Source organism: Methanofollis liminatans DSM 4140 (assembly GCF_000275865.1).
GTDB lineage: Archaea > Halobacteriota > Methanomicrobia > Methanomicrobiales > Methanofollaceae > Methanofollis > Methanofollis liminatans.
On the sequence record NZ_CM001555.1, the window covers coordinates 777,622 to 801,210 of the forward strand.

Annotated in this window: 27 protein-coding genes; 10 read left to right on the top strand and 17 right to left on the bottom strand. The window is 60.8% G+C overall.

The window, feature by feature from the left end; genetic code table 11:
- The first annotated feature begins 8 nt into the window (after positions 1–8).
- The gene (locus METLI_RS03925; RefSeq protein ID WP_004038248.1) at positions 9–515 is read left to right on the top strand and encodes a hypothetical protein; all 507 of its coding nucleotides are present in this window, start codon (positions 9–11) and stop codon (positions 513–515) included.
- A 26-nt stretch (positions 516–541) separates the two neighbouring features.
- Here METLI_RS03925 and METLI_RS03930 read toward each other — a convergent pair whose 3' ends face one another.
- The 4 genes from METLI_RS03930 to METLI_RS03945 are packed head-to-tail and all read right to left on the bottom strand — an operon-like array spanning position 542 to position 7,424.
- Positions 542–2,143, bottom strand: a complete 1,602-nt coding sequence (locus METLI_RS03930; protein WP_004038250.1) for an ATP-binding protein — start codon at positions 2,141–2,143, stop codon at positions 542–544.
- Positions 2,121–3,146: a DNA double-strand break repair nuclease NurA gene (locus tag METLI_RS03935; protein WP_004038252.1), complete on the bottom strand. Its 1,026-nt coding sequence runs from the start codon at positions 3,144–3,146 to the stop codon at positions 2,121–2,123. Before METLI_RS03935 ends, METLI_RS03930 begins: the two co-directional genes overlap by 23 nt.
- Positions 3,143–6,292, bottom strand: a complete 3,150-nt coding sequence (locus tag METLI_RS03940) for an AAA family ATPase (RefSeq protein WP_004038258.1) — start codon at positions 6,290–6,292, stop codon at positions 3,143–3,145. The genes METLI_RS03935 and METLI_RS03940 overlap by 4 nt, the downstream gene beginning before the upstream one ends.
- Entirely contained in the window at positions 6,279–7,424 is a 1,146-nt protein-coding gene (locus METLI_RS03945) for a metallophosphoesterase family protein (RefSeq protein ID WP_004038260.1), read from the bottom strand. Before METLI_RS03945 ends, METLI_RS03940 begins: the two co-directional genes overlap by 14 nt.
- Positions 7,425–7,531: 107 nt before the next feature.
- Here METLI_RS03945 and METLI_RS03950 point away from each other — a divergent pair, with 107 nt between their 5' ends.
- The 3 genes from METLI_RS03950 (at position 7,532) to METLI_RS03960 (ending at position 9,623) form a co-directional block, all read left to right on the top strand.
- Positions 7,532–7,714 carry a hypothetical protein gene (locus METLI_RS03950; protein WP_048104050.1) on the top strand — a complete coding sequence of 61 codons (183 nt, stop codon included), beginning with the start codon at positions 7,532–7,534 and terminating at the stop codon, positions 7,712–7,714.
- Positions 7,711–8,895, top strand: a complete 1,185-nt coding sequence (gene pscS, locus METLI_RS03955; protein ID WP_004038265.1) for an O-phospho-L-seryl-tRNA:Cys-tRNA synthase — start codon at positions 7,711–7,713, stop codon at positions 8,893–8,895. The genes METLI_RS03950 and pscS overlap by 4 nt, the downstream gene beginning before the upstream one ends.
- Positions 8,896–8,975: 80 nt before the next feature.
- Positions 8,976–9,623, top strand: a complete 648-nt coding sequence (locus tag METLI_RS03960) for a GNAT family N-acetyltransferase (protein ID WP_004038266.1) — start codon at positions 8,976–8,978, stop codon at positions 9,621–9,623.
- Here the strand turns inward: METLI_RS03960 and thiI are convergent.
- The 3 genes from thiI to METLI_RS03975 are packed head-to-tail and all read right to left on the bottom strand — an operon-like array spanning position 9,610 to position 11,867.
- Entirely contained in the window at positions 9,610–10,788 is a 1,179-nt protein-coding gene (thiI, locus tag METLI_RS03965) for a tRNA uracil 4-sulfurtransferase ThiI (RefSeq protein ID WP_004038267.1), read from the bottom strand. The genes METLI_RS03960 and thiI overlap by 14 nt on opposite strands.
- Positions 10,789–11,517 carry an ATP-dependent sacrificial sulfur transferase LarE gene (larE, locus tag METLI_RS03970; protein WP_048103618.1) on the bottom strand — a complete coding sequence of 243 codons (729 nt, stop codon included), beginning with the start codon at positions 11,515–11,517 and terminating at the stop codon, positions 10,789–10,791.
- An 11-nt stretch (positions 11,518–11,528) separates the two neighbouring features.
- The gene (locus tag METLI_RS03975) at positions 11,529–11,867 is read right to left on the bottom strand and encodes a NifB/NifX family molybdenum-iron cluster-binding protein (RefSeq protein WP_004038269.1); all 339 of its coding nucleotides are present in this window, start codon (positions 11,865–11,867) and stop codon (positions 11,529–11,531) included.
- A gap of 122 nt (positions 11,868–11,989) precedes the next feature.
- Between METLI_RS03975 and METLI_RS03980 the strand changes: the two genes are divergently transcribed.
- Complete coding sequence (locus METLI_RS03980; RefSeq protein WP_157203208.1) at positions 11,990–12,613, top strand: DUF2150 family protein; 624 nt, start codon at positions 11,990–11,992, stop codon at positions 12,611–12,613.
- Positions 12,613–13,065 (top strand): DUF5814 domain-containing protein, encoded by a 453-nt coding sequence (locus tag METLI_RS03985; protein WP_004038271.1) that lies wholly within the window; start codon positions 12,613–12,615, stop codon positions 13,063–13,065. The genes METLI_RS03980 and METLI_RS03985 overlap by 1 nt, the downstream gene beginning before the upstream one ends.
- 11 nt (positions 13,066–13,076) lie before the next feature.
- Here METLI_RS03985 and mntA read toward each other — a convergent pair whose 3' ends face one another.
- The 7 genes from mntA to METLI_RS04020 all read right to left on the bottom strand — a co-directional run bounded on the left by mntA (position 13,077) and on the right by METLI_RS04020 (position 17,418).
- Entirely contained in the window at positions 13,077–13,457 is a 381-nt protein-coding gene (mntA, locus tag METLI_RS03990) for a type VII toxin-antitoxin system MntA family adenylyltransferase antitoxin (protein WP_004038272.1), read from the bottom strand.
- 57 nt (positions 13,458–13,514) lie between these two features.
- Positions 13,515–14,906 carry an ATP-binding protein gene (locus tag METLI_RS03995; RefSeq protein WP_004038273.1) on the bottom strand — a complete coding sequence of 464 codons (1,392 nt, stop codon included), beginning with the start codon at positions 14,904–14,906 and terminating at the stop codon, positions 13,515–13,517.
- 109 nt (positions 14,907–15,015) lie between these two features.
- On the bottom strand, positions 15,016–15,243 hold the full coding sequence (locus METLI_RS13620; RefSeq protein WP_083838655.1) for a type II toxin-antitoxin system HicA family toxin: 228 nt from the start codon (positions 15,241–15,243) through the stop codon (positions 15,016–15,018).
- On the bottom strand, positions 15,240–15,479 hold the full coding sequence (locus METLI_RS04005) for a type II toxin-antitoxin system HicB family antitoxin (protein ID WP_004038275.1): 240 nt from the start codon (positions 15,477–15,479) through the stop codon (positions 15,240–15,242). Before METLI_RS04005 ends, METLI_RS13620 begins: the two co-directional genes overlap by 4 nt.
- 88 nt (positions 15,480–15,567) lie before the next feature.
- Positions 15,568–16,623 (bottom strand): non-hydrolyzing UDP-N-acetylglucosamine 2-epimerase, encoded by a 1,056-nt coding sequence (gene wecB, locus METLI_RS04010; protein ID WP_004038276.1) that lies wholly within the window; start codon positions 16,621–16,623, stop codon positions 15,568–15,570.
- A gap of 116 nt (positions 16,624–16,739) precedes the next feature.
- Positions 16,740–17,084 carry a HepT-like ribonuclease domain-containing protein gene (locus tag METLI_RS04015; RefSeq protein WP_004038277.1) on the bottom strand — a complete coding sequence of 115 codons (345 nt, stop codon included), beginning with the start codon at positions 17,082–17,084 and terminating at the stop codon, positions 16,740–16,742.
- 13 nt (positions 17,085–17,097) lie between these two features.
- Positions 17,098–17,418, bottom strand: coding sequence for a nucleotidyltransferase family protein (locus METLI_RS04020; RefSeq protein ID WP_157203209.1), 321 nt, complete (start codon positions 17,416–17,418; stop codon positions 17,098–17,100).
- A gap of 149 nt (positions 17,419–17,567) precedes the next feature.
- Between METLI_RS04020 and METLI_RS04025 the strand changes: the two genes are divergently transcribed.
- The 3 genes from METLI_RS04025 to METLI_RS04035 all read left to right on the top strand — a co-directional run bounded on the left by METLI_RS04025 (position 17,568) and on the right by METLI_RS04035 (position 18,723).
- Positions 17,568–17,981: a nucleotidyltransferase domain-containing protein gene (locus tag METLI_RS04025; protein ID WP_245529397.1), complete on the top strand. Its 414-nt coding sequence runs from the start codon at positions 17,568–17,570 to the stop codon at positions 17,979–17,981.
- 87 nt (positions 17,982–18,068) lie between these two features.
- The gene (locus tag METLI_RS04030) at positions 18,069–18,329 is read left to right on the top strand and encodes a type II toxin-antitoxin system HicB family antitoxin (protein WP_004038280.1); all 261 of its coding nucleotides are present in this window, start codon (positions 18,069–18,071) and stop codon (positions 18,327–18,329) included.
- A 181-nt stretch (positions 18,330–18,510) separates the two neighbouring features.
- Positions 18,511–18,723 carry a type II toxin-antitoxin system HicB family antitoxin gene (locus METLI_RS04035; RefSeq protein ID WP_004038281.1) on the top strand — a complete coding sequence of 71 codons (213 nt, stop codon included), beginning with the start codon at positions 18,511–18,513 and terminating at the stop codon, positions 18,721–18,723.
- An 87-nt stretch (positions 18,724–18,810) separates the two neighbouring features.
- Here the strand turns inward: METLI_RS04035 and METLI_RS04040 are convergent, their stop codons facing one another.
- From METLI_RS04040 to METLI_RS13625, 3 genes are all read right to left on the bottom strand, one after another.
- Positions 18,811–19,026, bottom strand: coding sequence for an antitoxin VapB family protein (locus tag METLI_RS04040; RefSeq protein ID WP_048104054.1), 216 nt, complete (start codon positions 19,024–19,026; stop codon positions 18,811–18,813).
- A gap of 148 nt (positions 19,027–19,174) precedes the next feature.
- Positions 19,175–20,656 (bottom strand): oligosaccharide flippase family protein, encoded by a 1,482-nt coding sequence (locus METLI_RS04045; RefSeq protein WP_004038283.1) that lies wholly within the window; start codon positions 20,654–20,656, stop codon positions 19,175–19,177.
- A gap of 320 nt (positions 20,657–20,976) precedes the next feature.
- Positions 20,977–21,144 carry an asparagine synthase-related protein gene (locus METLI_RS13625; protein ID WP_157203302.1) on the bottom strand — a complete coding sequence of 56 codons (168 nt, stop codon included), beginning with the start codon at positions 21,142–21,144 and terminating at the stop codon, positions 20,977–20,979.
- A 1,136-nt stretch (positions 21,145–22,280) separates the two neighbouring features.
- Here METLI_RS13625 and METLI_RS04055 point away from each other — a divergent pair.
- Positions 22,281–23,588 carry a phenylacetate--CoA ligase family protein gene (locus METLI_RS04055; RefSeq protein ID WP_217178706.1) on the top strand — a complete coding sequence of 436 codons (1,308 nt, stop codon included), beginning with the start codon at positions 22,281–22,283 and terminating at the stop codon, positions 23,586–23,588.
- Position 23,589: the final 1 nt, after the last annotated feature.

Below are 23,589 nucleotides of genomic sequence, written 5' to 3' on the forward strand. Positions count from 1 at the left end.
CGTGTACAATGGAAATCAGAAACATCAACGTGCGGATGTCGGCCGTTTCCCTGGCCGTCGCCGCATTTTTTATCGTTCTCGTCCTGGTGACGTTCACGCTCACCGGCGACCGCAGTATTCTCATCTGGGGCATCCCGACGATCATCCTGCTCTTCGTCATCCCGCTGGCGCTCAACTACATGAGCCAGAGCCAGTATGCCGAACTGGTCCCTGTCTATGAACAGGAGGCAAAGGACGTCAGGATCAAGGCGATCAACGAGAGTATGCTGGGCAAACCAGTCAGGATCCGCGGTGTCGTCGAACGATCGATGTTCCGTTTCCTGAACCGTCCGCAGTACCTCGTCGCCGATAAGAGCGGCGAGATCTCGGTGAAGATGTTCACGTCGCCGCAGGAAGACGTCAAAAAAGGCGACGTCGTCGAAGTGCTCGGTATTATCATCCGTCGGTACGTGGCGGCCGGAGAACCGGTGGTCAACTGCGTCTCGATCAGGAAGATAAAGCCGCAAGAAAAGTAACTCTTTTGCATGAAGGAGCAGGGGGCCTAGGAAAAGCCCCGGTGCAGTCCTTCATCGAGGGAAGAACGTCTCTCCCTGTTCAGTCTTGCGATATACTCGTCGAAGAGATGGATCCTGGTGCTCACCGGGAAAGGTATCTTCAGCGTGGAGATCACCGCCTCGCCGGTATCGAGGGTCTGGATCTCGGTGTCCATGCGGGAGAGGTCCTGTTTTGCGCTGCTCGCGACGATATCGCGGTCGCCGCGGTCCCCGAGCCCCATCACCACGAAGGTGTTGAGCTGGGCGAGCACGCGGGGGTCGATGTTCTTTGGCTGCTGGGTGACGACGCAGAGCCCGACGCCGAACTTCCGCCCCTCCATCGCCGCCTCGCGGAAGATCTGCGTCCGCCGTCCGCCTGCTCCGAGCACCCGCTGCGCCTCCTCGATGGCGATGAGCACCTGCGGGGGCTCCTCTTCGCGTGCGACGCCCCACTCGCGGTGGCGCTGCATGATCCGCCGGGCGATCACCGAGAGGGCGAAGAGTTCGCTGCGCTCGCCCATCTTCGGGATGTCGATGAGCACCACCCGGTTCTCCTCCAGGGCGGAGATGATCTCCTCGATCGCCGAGCCCGAGGGTTTTAAGAAGGCGGCGTTCGTCCGGGTGAGGATCTGGACGTGGCGGGCGATCACCTTCAGGGTGCCCGGGTGGAAACCGCAAAGTTGTTTGGCAGTCGCTTTATGATTTTCCGGATACGTCGCCTCTTTTGCCGGATCGAAGGTCTCGAAGTCGGTGTCCTGGAAGAAGCCGATCAGTTCTGCGCCGTTCACGTCCTCCAGGAGTTCGAGGACATCGCGCTGGGCGTCCGAGTGGTCGAAGAGGAGGTTGAGGTCGGAGGCCCGCACGTCGTCGTACTCGAGCCTGAGCCTGGAGAACGAGTATTTCTTCACGCTCTCCTCGTCGATCGTGAAGACGGCGAGACCGTCCCTCCCGGCCGTGTAGTGGATGAGCCCTTTCGTCGATTCCCCGGTCGATGAGCGCCCGCCGGTGGCGTACTCCCCGTGCGGGTCGACGATCAGGAGCCCGAACTGCTTCTCCCTCATGCACGAGGCAGAGAAGATCTTCATGAAGTTGCTCTTTCCCATCCCGGTCGTCGCAAACACGCCCATGTGCTGGGCCATCACCCGCGCGTGGAGGGCGACCCTGACGCCTTCCAGGACGCCCTGCCCGGTCTTCATCACCCCGACCTCGATCTCGCCCATCAGGCCGCGCAGGAAGTCGAGGTCGTCTGCGGTGGCGACCGAGACCAAAGAGAACTTTGCCGGGATCGTGTTTGGCCGCCTGAACTTCTTCTCCTGGTCGAGGTAGCCGAGGGGGACGGCGTCGACGCCCAGGAAGACGTCCTCGCCCATCTGGTAGAAGTGCCTCGTATAGGACCGCGTGTCCCACTTCGGGTCGGCGAAGTTGCAGTCGTGGAGGATGTCGGTGACCTTCCCGAAAAAGGCGAGTCCTTTGACCGTGTCCTGGATTTTCAGGAGGTCGCCGACGCAGAGGAGTTCGTCGTGGGGGACGATGAAGCGGTACGAGAGGACGCTGGTGCCGATCAGCCTGAAGGCGGCGCCTTCGGTTTCAATAGCGTGCAAATTCATCATGCATATCTCCGAACAATTCCTGGTATTCGCGCTCTGTCATGCCCCGTCCTGAAAGCGCCCCGATCACCTGCTGCTTCACGAACTCCGTCTGATCGGCGGTGATTGCGGCCATGCGGTGGGCGTCGAAGAGGGGGAAGGGGTAGCCGGTGACCCGGCCGTCGTCGGCATAGGCGGCAAGGGCCGAGAACGTCCTGGCCGCCTCGTCAGGCGAGGTGCCGACCGGCAGGTCCACCTTGAAGGGGTGCGGCGATCCGGGGTGGAGGCAGGCGACATAGGTGGCGCCAAAGTCCCACTCCAGGTGGCGCACGGCGTCGCCCAGGGTGGCCGGGATCTCGAGGTACCATGGGCCCGCGACGCCGAGCCGGCGAGCCAGCGCCGCGGCGGCCGGGACGAGGGGGATGCCGTTCCCCCAGGTCGCCGCCGCCGCCTTGGTCACCGCCGCCACCAGGACGCCGCGCCCGGCAGCCTTCCTGAGGATATCCATCAAGACCGGGCGGTGGCTCTCGTGGCCCACCCTGAGGGCGCCGTCCAGGAGGAGGACGTCGCCGGCGTCCAGGCTCTCCGCGAGGCGGCGTGCGACCCAGTACTCCAGGGTGTCGCGCAGGGTGGCGGCGGCCTCTGAACGGTCCTCATTCTCGAGGGATCGTGCCGGGAGGGCGCCGTCGAAGCATTCTGCATAGAGATCGGCATACGCCAAATTTTCCCGTTCAGGCCCGATCCGAAAGGCCCTGAGCGGGCTCTCCCCGGCATGCGCCCTTTTTCCCCCGAGATAGGTGACCTCGACCGCCCGCACGACCGCCACCGAGAAACTCCCCGAGGCCAGCACCTCGGCATTGCTCCCGTCCACCGCGGCGATGTGCCCGGGGCATGCAGGAGGGCAGGGGAGATAGGACGAGGCGTCAAAGCCTCCGCAGGCGGCGAAGCGTTCGGCAAGGTCAGAGGGACGGATGTGCGCCATCCATGCAAGGACGGCGGCGACGTCGCCGGGATCGACCGGGATCACTCAAGGGCCTCCACGTGGCTCTCAGGGCCAGGCCCGGCCTCGACGCGCAGCGTCGTCTCGAACTCCTCCTGCACCTCGCCGACATGGGAGATCAGGAAGATCTGCGGGAAGTGGGCCTCCTGGGTCCGCAGCGCCCGTATCAGGTTGGCCCGCCGCTCCTCGTCCTGGCTCCCGAAGATCTCGTCGAAGATGAGGACGGTGGCGTCCTGGACGCCGCGCACCTCGGCCAGGTAGCGGGAGAGGGCGATGCGCAGGGCGATGGCGATGTCGTCCTGTTCGCCGCCCGAGAAGCGCTCGGCCGGGTAGTCCTCGCCCATATCGTTGATCAGGGGCGTGAAGTCCTCGTCGATGAAGACGGTGTCGTAGCGGCCGTCGGTGATCTCGCCGAGCACCTCGCCGACGACGCCTTCGAGCCGGCCCCGCACCACGCCGAGGAGGTAGGCGGCATATTCGGAGATGAGGGAGCGGGCGAGTTTCAGGTGCTCGCGCTCCGTGTGCAGGGCGGCCGCCTGCCCCCTCAGGGCGCGGGCCCGCTCCAGCCTGGCGGCGAGATCGACCCGCACCTCTTCACGGTGGGCGAGGTCGCGCCGCTTTCCGGCAAGGTCCTCCCTGAGAGCGGCGCACCGCTCGGCGGCCCGCCGTCCCTCCTCCTGCACCGCCTGCAGGACGGCGGGATCGAAGCCGAGGGCCTGGATCTTCGCCACAATCTCCTGGAGCCGCTCCTCTGCCTCATGAAGCGCACCCTTTACCGCCGCCAGCTCCTCCTCCCGTGCCGGCAGGTGCCCGGTGGCGATCTTCACCTCGACATGGCGATCACGCCGCGCCCTGGCGGCCCCGGCCTCCTTCCTGAGGAGGGAGTGCCGCTCCTCGTCGTGGCCGATCTCCTCCATTGCGGTGCTGCACGCCTGCATGGCACGGCGCTGCTCCTCGAAGCGGGAAAGTGCAGCGGCTCTCTCCTCCTCGATCGCCGCTCGCCCGGCAAGGCGCGTCTCGGCCGCCAGGTACTCCTTCCACACCGCCTGGAGCCTGTCTTCCTCCTCCTGGAGAGCGTGCAGATTCCCGGCCTGAAAACCGAGGGCTGCACGCATGGCCAGGGCGCGCTCGATCGCGGCGCGGGCCGCCTCTGCCTCCTGGACGAGCCCTTCGCGCTCCCTGATCTTCTCCGGCAGGGCGGCGCACTCGCCAGAGAGACGGTCAAAGCGCCCCTTCATCGCTTCAAGGTCGGCGCACCGCTCCTTCACCAGCCGGTGCCGTTCAGTGTCATAGCCCGGTGACCCGAGGGCGGCGAGCCCCTCCTCCTCTGCGTCGACGGCCTGCTTGAGGGCCCTGATCCGCTCGCCCCTGGCTCGTACGCCCTCTTCGAGGACGGCGATCTCCCTGGCGCGCTCCCCTGCGGCCCGGGCCGCCGCGGCGAGGACCTTCTGGCGGGCCGCGAGGCGATCGCGCTCCCCTGTCAGGTCCCGGGCCCGCGCATCCAGGGCCCTGATCTCGGCGAGGGTCTCCCCGGCCTTCCCGTTAAGGTCGGCGAGGAGGCGGTCGTAGTGGTCGTGGAGTGGGCGGTGGCAGGTGGGGCAGGGCGAGTCGGGACCGATCGCCCTGAGGGCTTTGATCTCCCTGGCCAGGTCCTCGTGCGCCGCGTTGAGCCTCTCACTCTCGGCCACCGCCCTGGCCATTTCTTCGGAGACGGTGCCGAGGGCAGCCTGCACTCCCTCGATCGCCGCCTCGATCTCGCCGGGTGCCTCTCCCTCCCCCTGCAGCCTGCCGAGGTCCTCCCTGAGCCTTGCGATCGCCTGCTCCTCGGCCCCGATCTCGGGCAAGAGCCTGGCGATCTCCTGCATATGCGCCGCTACGGCGGAAAGATCCTCGTAGTCCGCAATCTGGGGGATCAACCGTTCGAGTTCGGTCTGCTTCCCGGCAAGGGCCGCGATACCGGCCTCGAGCGCGGCAAGGGAGTGCTCGATCCTGCGCACCCGCTCTTCTGCGGCACCGATTCCGGCCTGGAGATCGCGGTCCTGCGCCTCTCTCCCCCGCTCCTCCTCAAGGCACCGCCGCACCTCGCCCAGCCGCTCCACCGCGGGGCGCAGCCTCTCGAACCTCTCCCTCTCGACATCGAGCCGCGCCAGGGCGGCATCGAGCCCCTCGAGCCGCTGCTTCGTCTCCCCGGCCGCGGCGAGGAGGTTCTGGAACCGTTCGGCACAGCGCTCGTAGACCTGCCGCCGCTCTTCGGCGGCGTCGAACGCCTCCAGGATCTCATGGTCCCTCTCTTCCGCGGCGGCGAGCGTCTCGCACTCGGCAAGGAGTGCTGAACAGGCGCTGATCTCTGCCGAACGCCGCTCCTCATCACCCTTAAACCTCGCCACGTCGCGCTCTGCCGCCTGCCGCCCCTCACTGAGGCGGAGGTGGAGGCGCTCCTCTTCTTCGAGGGTGCGGAGGCGCTCGACGAGCACCCTCGCCTCCTCCTCCGCGCGGGAGAGGGCGGCGTCTGTCTCTGCAATGGCGACGACGGCCTCGCGCACCTGAACGCCGGTCTCCTCCAGCCGCACGGCCGTCGCCTCCTCGTCGACTTCGGCCAGCCGCCCGCCGATTCCGTCGAGGTCGCGCTCGACCAGATCGAGGCGCTCCTTCAGGGCAGCAAGCCCCTCGTCCCTGAGGTGGTCGATCCCGAGCACGCGCATGAACCATTCCTTCCGCTTGCCCGGCTGCCGGTCCAGGAGGGAGAGGAGGTCTTTCTGGGCGGCGAAGACCGTGTGCCTGAAGTCCTCCGGCCCCATCCCCAGGATCCGCCTCACCTGGAGGGCGACGTCGCTCACCCCCTCGGCGAGGTGCGCCCCCTCCATGAAAAGGGCGGCGTCGTGCTGGACCGAGGTCTCGGTCCGCCGGTAGGTCCGCGTCACCGCATACTCCACGCCGCCGACCGAGAAGTCCAGGCGGACCTCGCAGCGCTCCTTTTTGCCGGCGAACGAGGAGACGATATAGGCCCCCCCGCTCCCGCCCTGGAGGCCGTACAGGGCGAAAACGACCGCCTCCACGATCGTGCTCTTACCAGCCCCGTTGTTCCCGACGATCCCGGTGATCCCGTCGGCAAACCTGAGTTCCTCCTCGCGGTAGCGCTTGAAGTTGCGCATGACCAGCCTATGCAGGAGCATCGTCGCCCTCCGCGTGCCTGAGGATCGCCCGTCTCAGCGCCTCCCCGCCGGCCTTCAGGACGTAGTCCTCGGCCTCCTTCGGGAGGCCCTTTTCCCGCACGAACCGCCCGAACTCGCCCACATAATCGACCCCGATCAGGTCGTCCCCGGCGAACCGCCGGCGGTCCTCCTCCTGGGCGACCACCCGCAGCCTCAGGTCGAGGAGGCGGCCCGCGCACCCGGCCCGCGCCCGGCGGCCCAGCTGCCGCTGGCTCTCGCGCCGCATGCCGTCCAGGGTGAGTTCGCACATCGCATGCTCCTCCCTGACGCCCTCGACCCGTCCGGCGACGGCGTCGGCGATCTCTTCGGGCGAGAGATCGGCGCAGGCGATCGTACCGAGGTCGAGCATCGACGTCTTCTGCAGGTCGAGGTGCTCCACGCCCCCGGTGGCGGTGTCCACGATCAGAGCGCCTTTCACGTCCTTTCGTTCGCCGTAGGTGCAGTGCTCGATGGAGCCGCTGTACCAGGCGTTGTCGGCGATCTGCACCTGGCCGTGGTAATGGCCCAGGGCGATGTAGTCGAACTCGTCAGAGATCATCGCCGCGTCGATCTCGTGCTCGGCGACGGTGTGGAGGCGGTGCTCCTTCAGCATCGAGGCGAGGCCGTGGGTGACCAGGACATTCGCCGTTCTGGGGCGGCGCTCGATCCCGTCGAACGCCCGCCGGTAGTCGGACGTCTCCAGCATATTCGGGATGAGGTGGAAGGTCGCATCCCCGACCTCGACCGTCTCGTAGCGGTAGCGGTATGCGGCATGGACCTCGGCGCCGTGGTACTCCAGGACCGCGAACGGCGACTCGGTGTAGCGGGTCTTTGCCATCGAATGGTTGCCGGCAATGACGATGAGGGGAACTCCGGCATCCTGCAGGAGATCGAGGGCCGCAAGCACCGTCGTATAGGCGCGGGTCTTCGGCTTGACCGTATGAAAGAGGTCGCCGGCATGGACGACGGCGTCGGGCCGCTCCTGTATGATCCGCTCGATCCCCGCAAGAAAATTCTCATATATCAGCCGCTCCCTGAGGTTCATCCCGGTGGCGTCCAGTTTATTGAAGGCCGCAAGGCCCAGGTGCGTATCGGCGATATGGATGAATTTCATCTGATCGATCTCTCATCAGGCCTTATATAAAGGGCGCTCCGTGCGCCCCGAAAGTGAAGCGTCACCACTATCTATGGTTGGTGCGCACTATGAGGGTGGTGATTCTCATGACACAGCGGTCCGTGGATGCAATCTTCCAGGCCCTGTTCCTCCTGACCGATCTCCGGGCGCTGATGCGGGAGACGGCGCCCCTTCACGATCTCAACGAGGAACAGCGGGCTAAAGCCGCAAAGGCGGTAGAGAAACTGAAAAAGCAGATCGGGATCCTGGAGCAGGAGCTGGCCCGATGAAGTGCACGCCAGATATCGATCTCCGCGACGTCGAGGAGATGAACATCAATATCGACCCGATCCAGGCGGCCGGCCGCCTGACCGCCGACGCGATGAAGGCGGTGATCGCCTACGGCGACGGCTACTCGGTCTGCGACAACTGCCGGAAACCCTTCCGCCTCGACTATATCGAAAAACCGCCGATCGCAACCTTTCACGACGATCTCGCCGCCTTCGTCGGGATGGACGAGGCGCGGGTGGTCCCGGGGGCGCGCCGGGGGTTCCAGGCGGTCGCCGGTACCTATGTGCAGAAGGGCGACCCGGTGATCCTCACCGCCCTCTCGCACTACACCGAGTTCATCGCCGTCGAGAACGCCGGCGGGATCCCGCACGAGATCCCGAAGGACACAAACAACATCATCAGGGCCGATGCCGCCGCGGAGCGGATCGAGGAGGTGACCCGCGCCTCAGGACGGCCGCCGGTCCTGCTCTTCATCGACCACGTCGACTACCAGTTCGGCAACCTCCATGAGGTGCAGGAGATCGCGCGGGTGGCGCACGGCTACGACATCCCGGTCCTCCTCAACGGCGCCTACACCGTCGGGACGATGCCGGTGGACGGCAAAGCCCTTGGCGTGGACTTCGTTGTCGGCTCCGGGCACAAGAGCATGGCAGCGCCCGCCCCTTCGGGCGTGCTGGCGACGACCGCCGAACGGGCGGAGGAGGTCTTCAGGACGACGCAGATCAAGGGCGATCTCACCGGTCGGACCTTCGGGATCAAGGAGGTGGAGATGATGGGCTGCACCCTGATGGGCGTGACCCTCATGGGCATGATGGCCTCCTTCCCGCACGTGCGGGCGCGGGTGGGCCGCTGGGACGAGGAACTGGCGAACGCCCGGATCGTCCTCGACGCCCTGCGGTCGATCGAGGGCACGGTCGTGAAGTCCGAGATGCCCCGCCGCCACACCTTAACCCGCGTCGATACCTCGGCGTCGTTTGATCGGATCGCCGAGACGCACAAAAAGCGCGGCTTTTTCCTCTCCTCGGCCCTGAACAAGAAGGGGATTGTCGGCGTGATCCCGGGGGCGACGAAGGTATGGAAGTTCAACACCTACGGGATCTCCCGGGCGCAGGCGGAGTACGTGGCCGCCGCCTATATCGAGATCGCAGAGGAGAACGGGCTTCCGGTCGTCTCCCCCTGAAGGGGGTCTCTTTTTTGGGCGCCCCGCCGTGCCCGCGGCAGGGCCAACGATAATATACCGGTATGCCGTCCCATCATGCCATGGGAATTATGACCGTTCCGGCTGATTCCGGCGACCTCCTCCGGCTCAAAAAGGAGCAGATCGGCCCTGCCGCCGAGATGCTCGCCCGGGCATTCGGGCAGGACCCGAAGATGGGCTATTTCGTTCCGGACGAAGGGAAACGCCTGGAGATCACACGCCATCACTTCGAGTTCCTGCTCAGGTACGGCCTGATCTACGGGGAGGTCTATGCGACATCGCCGCGGCTGGAGGGTGTCGCGGTCTGGCTCCCGGCAAAAAAGGTGGAGATCACCCTCTGGAGGGCCCTTCGGGCCGGGCTCTTCCAGTTCAGGAAGGGCGTCGGAAAAGAGGCCCTGGAACGCATCCTCTCCTTCTCAGACTACCTCGACACCCTCCACCGCCGGCATATGCCCGGCCCCCACCACTACCTCTTCTTCATCGGCGTCGACCCGGCCTGCCAGGGAAAAGGATATGCGAGCCGGCTGATCCGCCCGGTGCTCGCCCGCCTGGACGGGAAGGGGCTCCCCTGCTATCTCGTCACCCAGAACGAGCAGAACGTGGCGCTGTACGAGCACTACGGCTTCCGGGTGATCGAAAAGAGTCTCGTCCCCGGAACAGAGGTGGAGAGCTGGGCGATGGTGCGGGAGGCAGGACTCAGCCGGTCCTGATGATCTCCCCGTTGATCGCCCTGACGAAGCGCAGCGATCCAAGGGCTCCGGCGACGAGGCCGTCGAGATCGATTTTTGCCTCGTTCTCTTCGATCGCCGCGATATCGGCCTGTGTCGCCGGGCGTTTCGGCACGGCACGGCAGGAGAGGTCGCCCGCGGCCTCGTCGAAGGTGCCGATCCGCCGGGCAATCTCGACCGCCTCGGCCTTCTCGTAGGTGATCAGGGGGCGCAGCACCGGCATGGTGGCGGCCGACTCGATCACGCCGAGGTTCACCAGGGTCTGGGAGGCGACCTGCCCCAGGTTGTCGCCGGTGACGATGGCGAACGCTCCTTCACGCCGGGCGACGGCGTCGGCGACCCTGAACATGAAGCGCTTGCAGAGGAGACAGCGGTACCTGGGCTCGGCCACCGCGGTCATGGCGTCGAAGAACGGCTCCATGTCGGCGACGATCAGGTCGAGGGGGTGGCCCATGCACCAGGTCGAGAGGGTGGCGTGGTGCCTGAGCACGGCGTCTCTCACCTCCTCGCCCTGCCATCGCCCGGCGTCGAGGGTGAGGTGGGTGAGGGTGCAGCCCCGGCGCATCACCAGCCAGCCGGCCACCGGCGAGTCGATCCCCGCGGAGAGGAGGGAGAGCACTCGCTCCTGCGTCCCGAAGGGAAGGCCGCGCGGCGCCGGGATCCGCTCGTCGTAGACCAGGCCGCCGTACGGCCTGGCCTCGACAAAGACCTCGTAGTCCGGGTGCGTGAGGTCGACGGAAAGCCCGGGGATCGCCTCGTAGATCACGCTCCCGACCTCGGCCCCGATCTGCTGGCTCGTATACCCCTCCACACCCTCGCGCCGGGCCCGGACCGCGAAGGTCATCCCCGCCCGCAGGTGCCGGCGCGCCCGTTCGAGGGCCGCCTCTCCCATCTCCTCGATGCTCGTCCCGGTCCGGGTGCAGACGGCGACATCGACGATCCCGAAGGTCCTGGCGGCGACGCCGGCGATCCCCTCGGGGTCCGGGCCATGGACCAGGACCCGGTCCCGGCGCACCTCGACCTCGTGTACAATATCTGACGCCGCCAGCGCCTTTTCCAGGTTCCTCCTCAGCGTCTCCATGAAGATCCGCCTGACGCTCTCGCTCTTTAAGAACAACTCCCCGAACCGCAGCAGCACTGTGCCCATCTATCCACCTCCAATTGTTATGTCGTCAAAGCCGAGCGCCTGGATCCGTGGAACCAGCGCCCTCGCCCGCTCCTCGAAGCCCGCCGGCACCTCGACCCGCGCCGTTCGCCCCACGACCCTGACCCGCACCCGCCCGGGCACCTCCTCCCTGAGGATCGCCTCGGCAAGGGCGACCTGCCGCAGCGCCGCCGGCGTCACCTCGACGCCTTCGGGCAGGCGGGTCGCAAGACAGGACGATGAGGGGCGGACCGGAATCTCCCATGCCCGGGCGAGGGCGACGATCTCCTCCTTTCCCATCCCGCAGGCGGCAAACGGGCTGACGACGCCGAGTTCCCGTAGCGCCCGGACGCCGGGCCGCTCGCCGGGATCGTCGCCGGCATGCGTCCCGTCGGCGACGAAGGCATAGCCGTGCGCGCGCGCCCACCCGGCGACCTCCTCCATCATCCGCCGCTTGCAGACATAACAGCGGTCAGGGGCGTTGAACCGCACCGCCGCTGTGGCGAGCATATCGACGTGCAGGAGAGTGTGCGAAACGCCGAGCGCCGCCGCAATCTCCGCGGCCTGCACCGCCTCCTCTGGCGGCGCAAGCCCGGTCTCCACGGTCACCGCCGCCACCCTCGCCCCGGCCCTCGTCGCCGCCGCCAGCAGGACGGCGCTGTCCGTCCCTCCCGAGAGGGCGACGACGATCGGAGCGTGTGCGACGAGATAGGCCCGGAGGCATTCGGGCATCTGACCTGGGATCATGCACCTTTCAGATGTGCGAGATACCGCTCCACCGCCTCTCTCGCCGTCACCTTCGGGATATAGACGAGGTCGATCCCCTCCTCTCTGAAGATCTCCTCTCCATGGGGGCCGAAGTGGCCGCCGGCGACGGCGTCCACTCCCTCCTCCAGCACCTGATCGGCGGCGGCGATCCCCGCGCCCTGTGCCATACGCCTCCCCTCGTTTGCGACGACCCGCACGGCGGCGATCGCCTCTCCCTCGACCTCGACCAGGGTGAAGGTCTCGCCCCGCCCGAAGTCCGTGGCCACAATCGCATCAAGCCCCCCCTCCCCGTCGGTGGCGACTGCAATCTTCATGCGTACCTCATTTCTGTCCATCGGATAAAGGGGTTGTGCCGCCCAAAGCCCGGGAAAACCATCTGTGCTCGCCGATCCTGTATAGAAAATTCTTTAATTCGAGGTATTCAACCTCTATGTCAATGGCGAAGAAGAGCGCGAAAGCAGAAGAGCCGATGAAGCTATTCTATATTTTTTACAGCGAAGAACGCTGGAATAACTGGCTTTCCTCCCTCAGGGAGGCGGACTTCGAGGGCGATCCGGACGCAGAAGAGATGCCGCCGGGCTTCCAGACCCTCCAGAGTTTTGCCGAGGACATCACCATCTCGGTGCTGAAGATCGTCAAACTCTACCAGAACGAGCGGTTCTCAAAGGAGGAGGCCCTCGAAAAGCTCGGCGTGGTCGAGGGGATCGTGATGCGGGAGCTCCCCGAGGACGACGACCTTGCCGAGTTCGTAGGTGGGGTGCAGATCTCCCTGCTCGCGCTCTTTGCCTCGTGCCGCTCCTATCTCGAGGGCGGTTATGAGGGCGATCCAAAGGCCCTGGTGAAGGAAGGAAGAAAAGTCGCCGAGGACGATCCCGAGGCGGCGCTCGAGGCGGCGGCAAAACTCGGCGCCCAGATGATCGCCGGCGGCAAGTGGAGCGCCACCTTCCTCAAGAGCAAGGACGACCCGACGATCTTCGACGAGTGGCTCGCCGAGATCGAGACGATCTCTGAGGCGGTCGCCTCCCTGAAGAACTTCGACGAAGAGCCCGGTGAAGTATAGTGATCGCCGATCGGGCCAGGTTCAGATCCTCCCGCAAGATCGAGAGGGTCACCGGCCTTCGCCTCCCTGACCGGGTCTTCAATACCGCCTTTCTCGAAGCCGTCGCCCCGGCGATGGGCAACCGCTCCCTCGACGCCCACGTGCGGGAGCAGCTCCTCAATATCCATCGCGATTTTCTCGCCTGCGCATGCCGGGACAACCCCAACTGCGGCTGTCCCGAGCGGAAATTTGCAAAGACGATCGTCGAGTACCGGGAGACCGGGCTCGACCACCGTCAGATCTCTGAGACGATCCTGGAGGAGTACGGGATCGAGGTCTTCCCCGCCGATATCCTCTCTTTCCTCGAAGAGTCGGTCCACGTGCTCGAGGTGATCAGGGAGGTGGCCAGGATCGAGGGCCGCACCGACCTGATGAAGGAGACCGACCGGCACATCAAGAACGTGGAGCGGTGATCTGCCCGCGGTCACTCCCCCAGCACCCGCTCAGAGCAGCGTCTGAGAATGTGAGAAAAATCCAGATATCTGCTGATGGTCCTTCCCTTCATCCTCTGCAATTGCATCTCGTCACGGCAGAAGAGCACCTTCCCGTCCCTGAACACGCGGTACTGGATGACGAGGGGCAGGTCCTGGAAGAGGGAGAGGTCGAACCCCGGCGCACTGTTGCTGAAGAGATCCTCTTTCTCCTCTCTCTGGAGGGGGCGGGAGGCGATGATGCAGAGATCGATGTCGGAGAACGGTCGCCGGTTCCCGGTTGCCGTGGAGCCGAAGAGGACGATGGCAAGGACCGCGGGATGATCTGCAAGCGGCCCGACCACGTGGGGCCATGCCTCTGCTGCTGTTTCCATGCTCTTCTCACTCCCTTTGCGTTGAGATGGGGATCATATGCACATATACCTTCTGCGTTATCCTCTCACCGGGCAGATCCCGAGGTCGGCAAGGTCCCAGACGGAGAAGCCCTCCGCCCTCAGTTTCTCCTTCCCCTGGACCGTGCGGCCGGCAATCCCCGTCCTCACCGGCCCCGAGAGTCCCTTCACCAGAGTGATCTTCTTTTCGAGGGCGGAAAGGATGCCCCGCGCCTCCGAGAAGGTCAGGTCACGGTTCTTGATCTCCACCGCAAGGTCTCCCTGCTGGCCCAGGGCAAGGAGGTCGATCTCGTCTCCGCGCCTGTTCCACCAGGCGCCGGCCCGTTCATACTGTGCGGTCGTCTCCCGCACGAGGAGGGCCCGCACCATCTCTTCGAAGGCCCGGCCTGAAAAGCCCTTCCACTCAGAGAGGATCCTGCCCTTCAGGAGGTCATAGCGCCCTCCCTCGTACAGGCTCATATTCCGGTAGATATAGCGGGCATAAAACCGGAAGAAGTTGTCGGAAAAGACGTACCGCCCCATCTTCGACCGGTGCCTATCCTCGGTGACCGGGACGCGATACTCGAGGATCCCGAGGAGGTCGACGAGGTCCCGCAGGTACGGCGGGAGGGAGGTCGGTGCACGACCGGTGAAATCGGCGATCTCCTTCTGGGCCATCTTCCCCTCTGCGATGGCGGCGAGGATCTCGTAATACGTCGCATGTTCCCTCCCGAACTCCTCGATCATCACCTCGCTCATCTCCCGCCTGAGGGGGGCGAGGTCGTTGAGGACGAGGCGGTCAAGAGCGCTGGACAGGTCGGTGCAGCCGTACTTCTCCAGGAAGGTATAGTAGTAGATCGTCCCGCCAAAGAGGAGATAGAGGTCGAGCTGCGCCGCCGGCTCCTCCACCCCGAGGTCTTTGAGAATGGCGAGACAGTCTCGCGGCTCGAAGGGGCGGAGCGTGAGGATATTGTCGGCCCGCCTGAAGAGGGGTGCATCGCCGTCAAGGAAGATCTTCCGGATCATCCCGACCGACGATCCCGAGACGATGAGAAAGAGGTTTGACTCCCGGCCTTTGAGGTCCCAGAACCGCTGCATCTGCGAGATGAACGAGGGGTGGACCTTCTGGAAGCGCTGGAACTCGTCGAAGACGACAACCAGGGGGCGTTCGTAGGAGAAGAGAAATTCGAGGAAGGCCTCCGGGGTATCGGTCCTGATGTAGCCGGGCAGGTCGAGGGTTTTCGTCATCAGTTGTCCGAATTCCTCGATCAGGGATTTGATGCTCTTGTTCGCGTCCACGTAGAAATAGAGGGCCTGCTTGTCCCTGCAGAACTCCCTGATCAGTTCGGTCTTCCCGACCCGCCGTCTGCCGGTGACGACCAGGAAAGAGGGCGCGGCGGCATAGAGGTGTTCCATCAGTCCGAGTTCTGCCGTCCTGCCGTAGAAGCGCATAGTGATTATTGTTATAATTATTATGGATATAATCATTATCCCTGGGAGGGTTCTGTACGGATGCCATCCGGGGTGGGGAAGGATTATACGGCGGCCGCGATCCGTGACATTATTGCAGAAGGGTGGAGAACTCTTCAGGGCTGATATCAGCATCTCTCAGAAGTTTTCGGAGCAGCCCTTTTCCGAGAACTTCATGCCGGGGAATTGTCAATGGTTTCTTGCTCTGGTCTGGATGGACCAGACGGACATGGCTGCCTCTCTGCCTCACAACCTGATATCCGAGTTTTTCAAAAGATCGTATCGCACTATCCCCTGAAATAACAGGCAATCCTGTCATATCTCTACCGAAACGATATGATAACTGAGATCCTGAATCGATTTCAGATGTCTGATGGCCTCTTCTGTCTGTTCTTCGAGACAGAGTTCGAGGACTTCGTGGATGTTCTTCAACGCTTCATCCAGTGTCTTCCCCTGCGTATAACACCCCGGAAGAAGAGGGCATTCTACCACATAGAAGCCATCTTCGTCTTTCTGGACAAGAACCGGAAGGTTAATCGGATCTGTTCTGGTCATTCTACCCCATCCTGTTAGTTTTTATCTATTCTCCCTGTCATCAAAAACTTATCTCTCACCTAACTGACAGTCCACGCAAAACCACCCTTCAATCCTCCATCTGCCCGATGACCGCCGCGATCGCCCTTGCCGCCTCGCCCTTCCCGAAGACGTCCGACCGCTCCCTCTCGGGCGCGAATGTGCGGGCGGCCCGCACGATCGCGTCGTAATCACTCCCCACGAGCACGTTCCAGCCGTCCTCGACGGTCTCGACCCACTCGGTCGTCTCCCGCATCGTGATGCAGGGGACGCCGAGGACGTAGGCCTCCTTCTGGACGCCGCCCGAATCGGTGAGGATCGTTTTTGCACCACTCTCCAGGGCGAGCATCTCCAGGTAGCCGACCGGCGGGATGAGCCCGATCCTCCTCTTCGCCTCTTCGTACAGCCCGGCGTTTTTGAGCATCTTCTCTGTCCTCGGGTGGCAGGGGAGGACGACGTCGCCGAGGTCGCCGAGCGCTCGCATGATCGCGGCGAGTCGTGCCGGGTCGTCGGTGTTCTCGGCGCGGTGGACGGTGGCCAGGCGGTATTGGTCAAGCCCGAGGTCGGCGAGGACGGAGGACGCCCGCGCCACCCCGGCGTGCTGGAGGAGGGCGTCGACCATCACGTCGCCGGTGAGGTGGACGCCCGCGGTGATCCCCTCTCTCTGCAGGTTCTCGACCGCCGTTTCTGTCGGGCAGAGGAGGAGGTCTGAGATATGATCGGTGAGCACCCGGTTGATCTCCTCGGGCATCTGCCGGTCGAAGCTCCGCAGGCCGGCCTCGACGTGTGCCACCGGCACATGGACCTTCGCCGCCGCCAGGGCGCCTGCCAGGGTGGAGTTCGTGTCGCCGTAGACGAGGACGAGGTCGGGCTCCTCGGCCAGGATCACCTCCTCGATCCCGGCGAGCATCGCCCCGGTCTGTCGGCCGTGGGGGCCCGATCCGATCCCGAGGTTGTAGTCGGGCCGCGGGATCTTGAGCTCCTCGAAGAAGAGGTCTGACATCTCCCGGTCATAGTGCTGGCCGGTGTGGACGAGGACCTCCTCGTGCTCTTTTCTGAGTTCCCTAGAGACGGGTGCGCACTTGATGAACTGCGGGCGGGCGCCGACGACGGTGAGGATCTTCATGCTGGGAGTGGTGGGAAGGGGGAGGAGATGAGGGTTTGCGATGGGGGGATGAGAGGGTCGGGTGGAGGGTCATCCTGATAACAGGAATTCGGAGAGGTATCAGTAACCCCGGAATATTACTCACATTCTGAAGGCTTCAGAGTGCGACGCATCTTCTCAATCTGCTCTCTCAGTTTAGGGAGTTGCCTGGTGATGATGAACCAGACCGTTTCAGGGTCGACACCGAAGTAATGATGAATGACAACATTCCTGAGGCCGACAATCTTTCGCCAGGGGATCTGGGCGTACTGCTCCCTGAGAGTGTCGGGGATATTGCTGCAGGCCTCGCCGATCACCTCAAGGTTCCGGATCACCGCATCAAAGGTCTTTCGATCGCTCTCGAACTCCTCTTCAGAGAGACCATAGATATAGCCCTCAATGGCACCGATACCTTCCAGAATATCGTCGAGAAAGAAGGTAATTTCACGCCTAGACCTAGACGAGGTCCCGGGAAATGGATCTCCTCAGATTTTTGCGCCGGTCGATTCCACCTTTCAAGACGAGGTCGACCCTGAGACCAAGAAGATGTTCCAGGTCGTCCCGAAGGTCCACGACATCCCATCCAATAGGATGTGCGAGATCGACCAGGATGTCCACATCACTCCCTTCAACCTGCTCATTTCTGGAATAGGACCCAAAGACCCCGATCTCTCTGACGCCATATTTTTTCAGGAGATCAGGCTTTGCCTGCCTGAGAATCTCAAGGACCCGTTGCACCTCCCAGGTTTCAGGGATCGTCTCGACCGTTCCAGCCATGCACTCCATTCAGTTCCTGGAATATTAACGATGCCGGTTGTGTCGGGGATTGTTCCACAGTTTTTTCGAACCGCTCTGGAGAGAATAGCCTCCTCTCGCCGTCCGCCGACAGCCGCGAAGGTTATATGGTGGCAGACGAGAGAGGTGCTATGATGCCGTCTGAGGAGAATGTTCTGTCAATGCAGGAGCGCGACCAGATCCTCTCGCGGCTCTCCGCGATCGAGGGGTTTGAGCGTGTCCGGTTTATCGTCCTCTACGGTTCGTATGCAGAGAGGCGGGCGACTGCTGACTCGGATGTCGATCTGTGTATCTCCTATGATGCTTCCCCTGAGGATTCCTCCGCGTTCAGGTTCAGAGCGCTCTCAGAACTCTGCAACGATCGCTATGACATTCAGATCTTTGAGCAACTGCCCCTGTACATCAGGATGGACGTCCTGAAAGGGTGCGTGCTCTATTGCCCTGATGAGCGTTTTCTCTATGACATTGCCCTGGAGACGATCCGGGAGTTTGACGACTTCAAACACCGGTTGTACGATTATATCGGCGAGAGGGTGATGAGTTGACCGCGTTCTTCAGGAGGGGCGCCATAGTGATCAGATGGACCGGAGTGTTGCCCTGATCACGATTCTGCTGCTGGCACGAGGAGAGGAATGTCATATAAATACACAATCGAGATCTTCTACAGCGACGAGGATGGGGGTTTTATTGCCGTTGTTCCTGAACTTCCCGGGTGCTCAGCCTTTGGTGTGACCGAAGAAGGTGCACTGGAGGAGGTGAAGGTCGCTATCGAACTCTGGGTGACGGTCGCTCGCAAGGAGGGAAGAGATATTCCTGAGCCCTTGGGTCGGGAGCGGCTGAGAGATCTTCTTCTGGATAAAAGCGCTCCATGCGAGCCGCGTGAAATGGCCTGAATATTTGCCTGCTCTTCCCCTCTTCTGTGCAGGTTGCATAACGCCCCCGCCATCTCTGTTCGATCGTGATGGGGCCGGGAAACAGCGAAGAGCCAGGGATCACGATTGCCGGCGATAATCTTGCGCCGGGAACATTGAACAGCATCCTGAAACAGGTTGGAATGGAGGAGAGGAGAAGTTAATGTATCGGTTTCTTGTCATTGTTGAAAAGGCGGACGGTAATTATTCGGCATATTCGCCCGATCTGCCCGGCTGTGTGGCCACGGGAAAGAGCCGCGAGGAGGCGGAGGAGCGAATGCACGAGGCGATCGGCCTTCACATCGCCGGCCTCCGGGAAGACGGCCTTCAGATACCGGAGTCCCGGTCTTCGGCCATCTATGTTGCGGTTCTGTAGGGGTTTCTTCTCCCCCACAATCTGCGTGGAGCAGGCCTCCTTGTGGGAATGTTCCTCTTACTTATGATATCCTGGGCTAATCCTGGGCTAATCCTTCAGACCATCCCTGGCAAAAACCTGCAACGGGATCTCCACGAGCTCTTCCCCTTCCTGGAGCCGCCTGATATCCTCCACGAGGCGCAACTTCTTTTCACGCTCGATCATCGTCTCGATCAGTTCGGAAAATGTCATGCCCGGCTCTTTCATCCCGGAGAGGTCGGCCCATACGGCTTCTGTGACAGTGATGCGCTTTGTGGAACTCATGGCATTCCTGCCATAGGGGGCGGCCATACAATTGTGTTTCGAGAATGACCACTCACTGACCATGGACCCCTGAAAAATGGGTTATCTGGCGGCCGTCTCCGATCGCCCACGGATTATGTGCTGCTCCTTATCCCGACAGATCCCACCATCACAGCCACCGCGGCCACGGCGCCCCGAGCTGCGCCACAAGGTCCCTGATCTCGTCGTGGAGCCCTCTATCCACTCTCAGGAGCACGAGCCCGTAGACGATCCCCCCGAGACCGACGGCGCCCAGGACGACGAAGACGTTTGAAAGCGGGATCGTGAGGCGATAGAGGAGGATCACCAGGGCCATCGCCCCCGCGGCGAGGAGGATATGGAGGACCGGCCCGCGCTCGATCTCTACCGGGATCTGTCGTGCGAGGTAGTGGCGGGCGATCGCCACGTTGACGAGCATCGTTGCGAGGGTCGCCACCGCCGCCCCGACGATCCCGAGGAGGGGGATGAGGGCGAGGTCGAGGAGGATGTTCACGACCGCCGCCGTCCCGGTGGCATAGAAGGATTCGCGTGGCCGGTCGATCGCGTTGAGGCACATCGTCTGGAGGTACATGAAGACGTTGACCACCTGCACCAGGAGAAGGACGGCGAGGGCCGGGGCGCCCGCGGCAAAACCCGCGCCGTAGAAGAAGTAGAGGAGGCGGTCGCCCAGGATCCAGCCGCCGACGGCGACCGGGACGGCGAGGAGGAGGGAGTAGGTGACGGCGCGGGCGAGGGAGAGGGTGACGCGGTCGAGGGCGCCGTCGGCGTGCCAGCGGCTGATCTTGGGGTAGAGGGTGGTTTGGAGGGCGACCGTGGTGAAGGTGGCAGCTGTGGTGAACTGGAAGGCGATCCGGTAGACGCCGACGTCGGCTGAGGTCATGTAATAGCCGAGGAGGATCGTGTCGGCGTACGAGAAGACGATGGCGCCGCTGGTGGAAAGGAAGATCCAGACGGAGAAGGTGAAGAGATTTTTGAGGTGGGCGGTGGTGAAGCGGGCGAGGCGGAGGCGGAGATAGCGGAGGGAGAAGAGGCCGCCGCCGATCATTCCGGCGATGAATCCTCCTACCAGGCCGGCGGCGCCGTAGCCGAGGAAGACGGCGATGACCTGGATGAGGACTTTGGCGATGCTGTTGAGGAGGCCTGCAGTCTGGCTGACGCCGACCATTCCCTCGCCGTAGGTACCGTTCATCGTGACGCCATAGAAGATGCCGACTACCAGGGCGAGAAGGAGCCAGGGGATCATGCTGGCGGTCCCTTCAGAGGTGAGGTATTCTCCAAGGGCGAGCACCGCCACCACCGAGGCGGCGAGGAGTGCGAACCTGAGGAAGAGAAACGCGGTGAAGTAGGCGTTCTGCTCTTTTCCCTCGGAGATCCGTTTGACTGCCGCCCCCCCAAAGCCGCCGTCGCCGATCAGGTTGAAGATCCCAAAGTAGGCGAGGAAGAGGGAGAAGACGCCGTAGGCGGCCGCCCCGACGGCATGGGCAAAGTACATCGTGGCGATGAAGCCGACGGCGGTGAGGATGAGGGTGGTGCCGAGGCTGATCAGGCTCTGCCGGCGGACAGGGTCGATGTTCATGAGGCGGGTGAGGGGGATGGTCAACGGCACTGGCATACTTTGGGAGAGGAAGAGATTAAACCCTGTCGTCTCGTCTGTAGAAACAGTGTGACGGTCTGAATTCTCAGTTCTGTTCTGGTAACCCACAAGATCTTAAGGGAGTCTGCTCCTGCCCCTTAACATACGCGAAAATACGCGAGAGAAATCTGGCAGCCTAGGTCAGCGTCCCAGTACGGCCGTGGCCAGAACCTGTCTGAGTTCATGATCTCCTCGATGAGGGCGTGGCGTCCATCTTTCATCCATATATTTTCGAGTGTTACAAAACTCATCTTGCCCATCTGGCACCTGATGTTTTAAGGCATCAGACCATGGATCGCCTATATCAGGACGCGCTTTGTCACTCTATGCCTGATCTTCTGGTCGAGTGGGAGGGAGGCGAGGTACTCCGCAACCGGGTAGTCGAGGAAGGGGGATATGTGCTTCGATACCGAAGGCTCTCGAGTTCCTTTCCTTCGTAGTGGAGGAGGGAAGGGAGGTTTGTGGATCTAATCTCCCAGTAGAACACTTCTGGAGGATGCTGCCATAATTGTTGATCACAATGGTATTCCCGCGGAGAAGGGACCAGGGCTCGGAATGCGCGGCGATTTGCTTCATTGCATTCAGAAAGAAACGGCGGTAACGGAGGCCACCATGCAATCTTTTACTGAGGGGGACGAAAGGATGGGTTTTTAGGATCCTGAAATAGGGAATGATATGCCAGGATCGCTGCCGCCGGGATGTTCGTCCTCACCCTGTACGGGGCATAGATAGAGAGAGCAGAAGGGTCATCTTGGAGATAGACGAGTTTTTCCAGATTGTGTTTAAACTCCTCTGCCACCTGAGAGGCAGTTGCCGACCGGTACGTCGCTCCTGAGGCGGAGGTGGACGACGTCGAGAAGGAGAATATGGGGACGAGCAGTGCCCTTTTTATCGTCGGCTCAAGTCAGGGCGTCTGAAATCCTGAGATCCCCGTAATGGGCCGGAGACCTCTGATACCTCCTTTTTGACGAACATCAAGGGGGCAGGAGGGATCTGAAAGACTTTCTCTCAATGATTGTTTTAGGCGTATGGTCGAGCACACCCCATGCAAGATAGTCCATCAGCCGCGCATCATTGGGCTGTTTTTCGACACCCGACTGGGCGAACAGCGCTTTGATCTCTGAGATGAAGAGGAAGGCGCCGTCGAAGATTGTATAATAGAGGGGTTTGATCCCTAATCTATTTCACGAGCAGAAAAGGAGGTATTCTCTCTGGCCTTAGAGGGCAAAAGCCCACGTACTATTGAACCTTTCGACAAATGTCGGCTATCAATCTTCATAGACATGGAGGATCACCTCGCTATCTGTCTGCGAGTGGAAGATGTGGCTAGCGTGGAGCAGATCCTCCTTGATCTCATGGTAGTTTTAGATATCCCCGTTGAAAGCAAACCAGAGGGTTTGTCCTCATTGGCCATTGTGTTAATTCCTATTAACATACGTGAACATATGATGATATATACAATATCCGCTTTCTAATGTGATACATAATGCTCAAACGTAAAATTTCAAATATAAAACAACAGAATAACTAAAGGATCCGATTCCCTGGAAAGTAGGTGCATATGATCATAGGATCTATAAATAAATACATTCAAGAAATCTTCTTGGAAGGAAAAAAAAACAGAATAAAAAAGGAATATGGTGCCATATCTAACATTTTTGAGATAGGCGAACAAAATACATTCATTGAACAAAGACTCAAAAATCTTTTGCTTCACGCTTACGAGCATACCAGATATTATCACACGATATTTAATCAAATCGACTTAATTCAAGATGGCAATGTAGATTCATCGCGAATTTCAGATATACCCATTTTAACAAAAGATATTATTCGAGAGAACTATAATGATCTCCTCTCTGACGATTATCAAACAAGAAAATGGTATTACAATTCTTCCGGGGGATCGACTGGCGAACCTCTCCGATTAGTACAAGATCATGTTTATTTAAAATGGGGAAATGCAACAAATTATTATTACTATAAGCATATTCTCGATATTGATGAACCGAATGTTAAAAAAATATTGCTGTGGGGTTCTGAAAGAGATATCTTCAAGGGAAGTATAGGATTTAAAGCAAAAACTATTAATCAACTCTCGAATACAAAATTTCTAAATAGTTTCAGAATGACGGAACAAGATATCGAACGGTATATTCATACTATCAATTCATTTAAACCGGAGATCATAAGGGGTTATGCAGGATCACTTTATACGTTATGTAGGTATGCAGAAAAGAAAAAATTGTCCCTATATGCCCCAAAAATTATCGTAAGCGCAGCAGAGACATTATCAGACAATATGCGGAGTACGATTGAATCCAATTTTGGGACAAGAGTATATAATTTCTATGGGTCGAGAGAAGTCAGTAACATAGCAGGTGAATGTAAAGAGGGGCTAATGCACCTATTTATGTTTTGGAATTATTTAGAACTCTTAGATAGCCAAAATAGACCCGTTAGTTGCGGTGAAGAGGGAAAAGTTGTCATAACAAATCTTTTCAATTATTCAATGCCTTTAATTAGATATGAAATAGGCGATACTGCGATATTAGGTCCAGATGTGTGCTTTTGTGGAAATCTATTACCTACATTAAAAAAAATAGTGGGGAGAGTAACAGATCATTTTGTTTTAAAAGATGGTACCACTATCCATGGGGAATATTTTACACACTTATTTTATCTTAAAGATTGGATTGAAATGTTTCAAGTAATACAAGAAGATTATAAAACAATACGTATCCTTATAGTAATCTCGTCCGAAAGAAACCAAAAAGATCAAAAGGACATCGAATCAAAAATTAAACTAGTCATGGGATCAGAGTGCAAGGTGATCTGGGATATAGTTGACGATATTCCCAAAACATCAAGTGGGAAATATCTGTATACAAAATCCTTGGTGTGGCGATAAA